The sequence below is a fragment of the Nocardioides sp. P5_C9_2 genome, assembly GCF_054049555.1.
Window position 1 is genome coordinate 1 of record NZ_JBFUMD010000248.1, and the last position, 5645, is coordinate 5645.

Annotated in this window: 3 protein-coding genes; 1 reads left to right on the forward strand and 2 read right to left on the reverse strand. The window is 67.8% G+C overall.

Annotation, left to right across the window (positions count from 1 at the left end; translation table 11 throughout):
• The coding region (locus tag ACXJKL_RS13020; protein ID WP_457207468.1) for a hypothetical protein at positions 1-3235 on the reverse strand (3235 nt) is incomplete at its 3' end.
• Positions 3236-3390: 155 nt separating this feature from the next.
• On the opposite strand from ACXJKL_RS13020, the gene ACXJKL_RS13025 reads away from it, so the two are divergent.
• Complete coding sequence (locus ACXJKL_RS13025) at positions 3391-3669, forward strand: Lrp/AsnC family transcriptional regulator (RefSeq protein ID WP_457207469.1); 279 nt, start codon at positions 3391-3393, stop codon at positions 3667-3669.
• A gap of 4 nt (positions 3670-3673) precedes the next feature.
• Here the strand turns inward: ACXJKL_RS13025 and ACXJKL_RS13030 are convergent, their stop codons facing one another.
• A complete protein-coding gene (locus ACXJKL_RS13030; protein WP_457207470.1) occupies positions 3674-5452 on the reverse strand; it encodes a DEDD exonuclease domain-containing protein in 1779 nt (592 codons plus the stop codon).
• Positions 5453-5645 lie beyond the last annotated feature (193 nt).

Genomic DNA, 5645 nt, shown 5'->3' on the forward strand with positions numbered 1-5645 from the left:
TGGCCAGGTTGGTCGGCGAGCACCATGCCGTCGCCGAGGTGATGACCGCCGTGTGGTTCGACGCTCCCGAGGTCACCGGTTCCACATCGATTGAGAACTTTGTGGCCTGTGTGCCGCCTACCGAGTACGGCGTCCAGGTGAAGCAGGCCGAGGTGGGAGCGACGCCTGACTGGTCGGTGGGGCTGATCAGGGCGACGGGCAGCGGATCCACCCAGAAGCGCCCCAGGTCGGACCAGCGGCCGACCTTGCCACCGACATCCGTGCGCCGCACCCGCCAGCGGTAGGGCTCCGACGACGGCGGGAGCGGCGTCGCCGGCACGAAGGCCGCCTGCTTGGTGACCGTGCGGAACACTTGATTCCCTGACGAAGGCACGGAGTCGTCGTTCTTGTAGACCTCGAGCTCCCACGTAGCGTCGAAGTCCTCAGCGCTCCACGTGAACAGCGTGCTCCCGGCCGCCTCGCGGCTGTTGAAGGCCGGGCGAGCCAGCGGGTCCACCTGGGCCCGCTCGGGGACCGCGTAGGTGTTCGGATCGAGATTGGTCGCGGACGTGGCCTTGAGCACCTTGCGGGTCTCCGACCAGGCAAGCCGGTTGCCGGCCCCGTCGATCGCCTGCACGCGCCACCAGAGGTCGCCCTCGGAGTAGGTCTGGGTGAAGGCGGTGTAGGTGGTCTGGTCGACCGTTACGTCGTCGATGGTGTTGTTGTCGGTGATGGTCGCGGACTGCGCCACCTGGAGGCGGTAGCGGTAGGCAGTCTGGTACGGCGCGATCGATCCGCCGTAGACGGGCGTGGTGGCCTGGTTGGTGAGATGGTAGTCGGTCCACCGGAAGGTCAGCTGGTTGCCGAGGGTCGCATCGGGGACCGGCGACTCGAGCTGGATCCGGGGAGAGACCTTGCGGAATGCGCTGGCCCCCGAATCGACCTGGCCGGAAGGGTCTGGACCGCAGTTCACGGTAGGCATCACCCGCGTACAGGGTCGGATGTACCAGTAGTAGGCGGGGCCCGATTCGTTGTCGGGCAGGGCGCTGGGCGCGTGGATGTCCGAGGGAGTCCACCGGGATGCGACGGTCTGGATCCCGTTGTAGACCCAGTTGGTGAAGTCCGGGTCCTCCGCGACGTAGATCTGGTAACCGCCCGCGCCGGGAGTCGACTCCCAGTCGAGGACAGGGGTGGCTGACATCCCGGAGCAGACGGTCTGCTCGTCAGTGACTCCGCCGACCACGACGAGTCGCTTGGAACACGTGTGGCCCTGGTCGATCGACTGGCCGTCGAGCGCCACCTGATGTCCGGCCGCACGGCTGGGCGCCTCGATCGTGAAGGTCGACGACGGTCCGGTGCCCAGGCTGGCATTGGTCTTGGCATCGAACGCCTCGACCCACCAGGWCCGGGTTCCTGGCCGAAGGAAGTAGGTGGAGAGGTCGGTCACCGCCGGGTAGGCGAGCTTCTTTGCCAAGATCGGCGTCGTCGACTCGGAGAGTGTGTAACCCGGCGTCTCCGAGACTCTCAGCTTGTAGTAGACCGGAGTGTCGACGGTGGACGCGCGGGGCTGCCAGGCAAGCGCAGGGAACCTGGACGTGATCTGTCCGGCGGCGAGTGGCAGAGGGGTCAGGGGGGATGTGCCAGCGGCGATAGGGGCTTCAAGCACCGAGACGGTGCCGCCGGAGTAGGTGGGCGAAAGGCGGCCGTCGCCGTCGATCGCCGTGATCTGCCAAGTGAACTTGTCAGGGTTGCGGGCCGGGTCGACGGTGTCGTTGTCCGTCGGTAGCGCGTCAGTGGGCGTCCAAGACAGCGCAGACGTGGTGGCGGTCACGCTCCCGTTCGAGCTGGTCAGAGTGATGCGATAGGCGTTGGCGTCGGTGCTCGGTTGCCAGCGGAAAGTCGGCACCGCCACGGTGCTGCCGTCGGCCGGGGAGATCGGCTGAATGCGACCGCTGTCGTAGACGAATTGTCCCGTGTCGGAGTAGACGCCGTTGACTTGCGGGGACCGTGGGCCGTCGAGCGCGCGCACCTTCCAGTAGAAAGTCCCGCCCTGCGGGGGCGAACACCGGTCGTTGTCGAAGCCGGGGGTGTACGTGGTGGACTTCGTGTAGCACTTCTCGGTGGTCGGGTCGTCCTCCGTGAAGTACTCGTCCGCGCTCACCACCAGCTCGTACCGCGTCGCGTGACGTACCGGGGTCCACTCGAAGTAGACGTCGTCCCCGACAGGCGACGTCGAGCTGACGGGGGGATAGACCAGCGAGGGCTTGAACGGCCAGCGTCGGTCGAACACGCTTGGGGAGGCCGGCCAAGGAGTGGGTTCTCCGGCCGCGTTGTAGGTCCGGACCTTCCAGTAGTAGGTGTTGTTGTCGTACGTCGTTGTGGGGGAATAGCGCGTCGAGAAGACCCTGCGCTTCTCGATCTGCGTGTTGAAGTCGGGGTCGAGCGCGACCCAGATCTCGTATTCCTTGGCACCCTTGACCGGATCCCAGTCGAAGACGACGTCCTGGATCTCGATGCGTGGCCTAATGCCGGTGCTCGGATCGGGCGCGCACACCAGCTTGGCTGCGCAGCTCGAGGAGGTGACGGGCGCGAGCTGGCCAACGTCGTAGGGGGTGTAGTCAGTCCAGTCGCTCTGCAGGTTGTTGTCGAACCGAGCGCGCACGCGCACGAAGAAGTCTTCGGTGCCCTGCTTCTCGCCCACGCCCTGGGGGTCCGGCCACACATACGTTGTCGTCTTGACCTCCTTGACGAGTCCGCCCACGCCATCGCCCTCGGCGTCCATCTCGACGTCGTAGGAGGTGGCGCCAGGAACGCCCTGCCATGAAATGACCGGCGGAGCGATGGGTGGCAATACCTGCTGTCCCGCCGAGATCTGGACGTTGACCGGCTTGCTGAGGTCGCCGATGACCACGGACGCCGCGCTCCAGCCGCTGGTCCCGGTGCTGTCTGTTGCCTGCACCTGCCAGTAGAGGGTGCCAGTCCTGAGAATCCGTGTGGGCGTGTAGGAGGTCGCAGTGGTCTCTTGGTTGAAGACGAGCGTAGAGAAGGAAGAGTTTTCCGAGCCCTGGACCCGGTACTTCGTGGCACCCGGCTGAGAGGCCCACGACAGTGTGGGGATCGGAGTGCCTGCCGCCGAGAGCGCGGTCGGAGCCTGGGGCGCCGCCAGGGCCATCGTGGCTGGGATGAGTACGATCCCAAAGCACAATCCAGCCACGGCAACCGCGCGTGCGAACAACCCGAACAGTGTGCGTGACATCCCGGAATCCCCTCGTACGTGAGCCAGACCGGATTACGCTAGGTCTGGCCTTCGGGCGCCGCGGGTAAACGACCACCGCCTAGTCCCAATTGACTAGGGAGTTCGCCCGATCGGTCATCGCGCCACGGAGGCGATGCCGGCGCTACGGTGAGCACATGATCACCGCCATCGTCTTCGTGAAGGCCGACGTCGCACGTATCCCAGAGGTCGGCGAGGCGATCGCCGCACTCGAGGGGGTCAGCGAGGTCTACTCGGTCACCGGTCAGATCGACCTGATCGCCCTCGTGCGGGTGCGCGCCCACGAGGACGTGGCTTCCGTGGTGGCCGGATCCCTCAACAAGGTGGACGGCGTCACGGGCACCGAGACGCACATCGCGTTCCAGACCTTCTCCCAGGTCGACCTCGAGTCGGCGTTCTCCCTCGGCCTGGACTGAGTCGTCAGCGCGCCGGCCGGTGGACGGTGGCAGGCAGTCGCTGTTCGTCGAACGGCACCAGTGAGAGCCGCGACTGGTTAACCGCGTCGTAGAGCGGCAGGTGTCGACTCGCGCCGGCCACCGGGCAAACCCACTCACCGTCAACGTCGACCAGCCGGATCCCGGGGGATTCCAGCCAGCGCAGGACCTTCTCGGACTCCTCGGCGGTCGCAGCCGGGACCGGTCCCGGCGCGGTGCGCACGGTCTCGGCGCTGGCACGCAGCTCGTGGACGTACTGGTGGGCATCGGCTCCGGGTGGAATCACCCCGGCGGCTGCCAGCCGCCCGTGCCGGACGACGTGGACGCTCCAACGTCCGTCGTCCTCGCGTCGGGCGGCGACCACCTCGGGGCAACGGGTCAGGGCCGACAGGCGCTGGGTGCGCGCAGCTGCGCGCACGAAGGTGGCCAGCCGGTCCCGGTGTACGCCGGCCTCCTCGAAGCGCTCGAGATCGGCCAACGACGTCATCCGTCGGTTGATCGCCTCGACCACTTCGTCGGGACGGTGGAGCAGGGTGTCGCGCAGCTGCCGGACCACGGCGGCGTACGTCGCTGCATCGACGCTGCCGTCGCAGGGCGACAGGCACCGGCCCATCTCGGCCAGCACGCACGCGGACCGGGACGGCTCCCGGGCGAGCTTGTCGGAGCACTGGCGGACCGGGAAGGTCTCGTGGAGGGCGGCCAGGCACTTCTCCGCGGTCTTCTTCGACGAGAAGGGGCCGAGGTAGTCCGCGTCGTCGTCGAGCACCCGCCGCACCAGCGACAGCCGTGGCCAGGCCTCGCGGGTGAGCTTGACGAAGTGGACCTTCTCCGGGAACCGGGAGCGACGGTTGTACTTGGGCTTGTGCTCGGCGATGAGACGCAGCTCGCGTACCTCGGCCTCGAGCGGGGTGGCGCACGGGATGCCGGTGACCGACTCGGCCAGCCCGACCATCTCGCCCATCCGGGTACGTGTCTCGGATGCGGTGAAGTAGGAGCGGACCCGACTGCGCAGGTCCTTGGACGTGCCCACGTAGAGCACCCGCTTGCTGTCGTCGCGGAAGAGGTAGACGCCGGGCAAGTGGGGGAGACCCTCGGCGAGATGACGCTTGCGCCGCTGCGCCTGGGACACGCGGGACGAGAAGGTCGCGAGCTCCTCGAGCGTGTGCACGCCCTGGCCACCGAGCCGTTCCATCAGCCCGTGCAGCACGTCGACGGTGGCGCGTGCGTCCGACAGGGCGCGGTGGTTGGGAGTCGTCGTGGCGTTGAAGAGCTGGGCCAGCGAGCTGAGCTTGCAGTTGGGCGCGTCGTCGCGGGTGACCACCCGGCGCGCGAGCTTGGCCGTGTCGAGCACCTCGAACCGCGGCCAGGGGTGCCCCTGCGCGGCGGCGAAGTGCTTGAGGAAGCCGACGTCGAACGGTGCGTTGTGCGCTACCAGCACACAGCCAGCGGCGAATTCCAGGAAGGCAGGCAGCGCCGACTCGATCGACGGGGCGTCGCTCACCATCGAGTTGGTGATGCCGGTGAGCACCGCGATGAACGGCGGGATCTCGGCGCGCGGGTTCACCAGCGTCTGGAACTCGCCCAGGATCTCGCCCGCCCGCACCTTGACCGCGCCGATCTCGGTGATCATCGACCCGCCCGCGGCGGACCCGCCCGTGGTCTCGAGGTCCACGACGCAGAACGTGACGTCTCGCAGCGGCCGGCCGAGCTCGTCGAAGCTGCGTTGAGCCTCCCATCGGGAGGCGGTCGTGGCGGCACTGCTCATGGTGGGGACGCTAGATCGCAGCACCGACAACGGACGGGAGGCCGGGCCCCGCGCGTCGGTCACTAGGCTGCTCCGGACGTCCGTCGACCGACCCGACTCCTGGAGGCACCGTGCCCGCACAGATCCCCGACGCTACGCACCGCTGGCGCTGCGGAGGCTGCGGCAACCTGACCCGCTTCGACGTCACCCGTAC

Coding starts and splice junctions, on each gene's coding strand:
- ACXJKL_RS13025 (WP_457207469.1), top strand. CDS start 3,391: ATGATCACCGCCATCGTCTTCGTGAAGGCCGACGTCGCACGTATCCCA.
- ACXJKL_RS13030 (WP_457207470.1), bottom strand. CDS start 5,452: ATGAGCAGTGCCGCCACGACCGCCTCCCGATGGGAGGCTCAACGCAGC.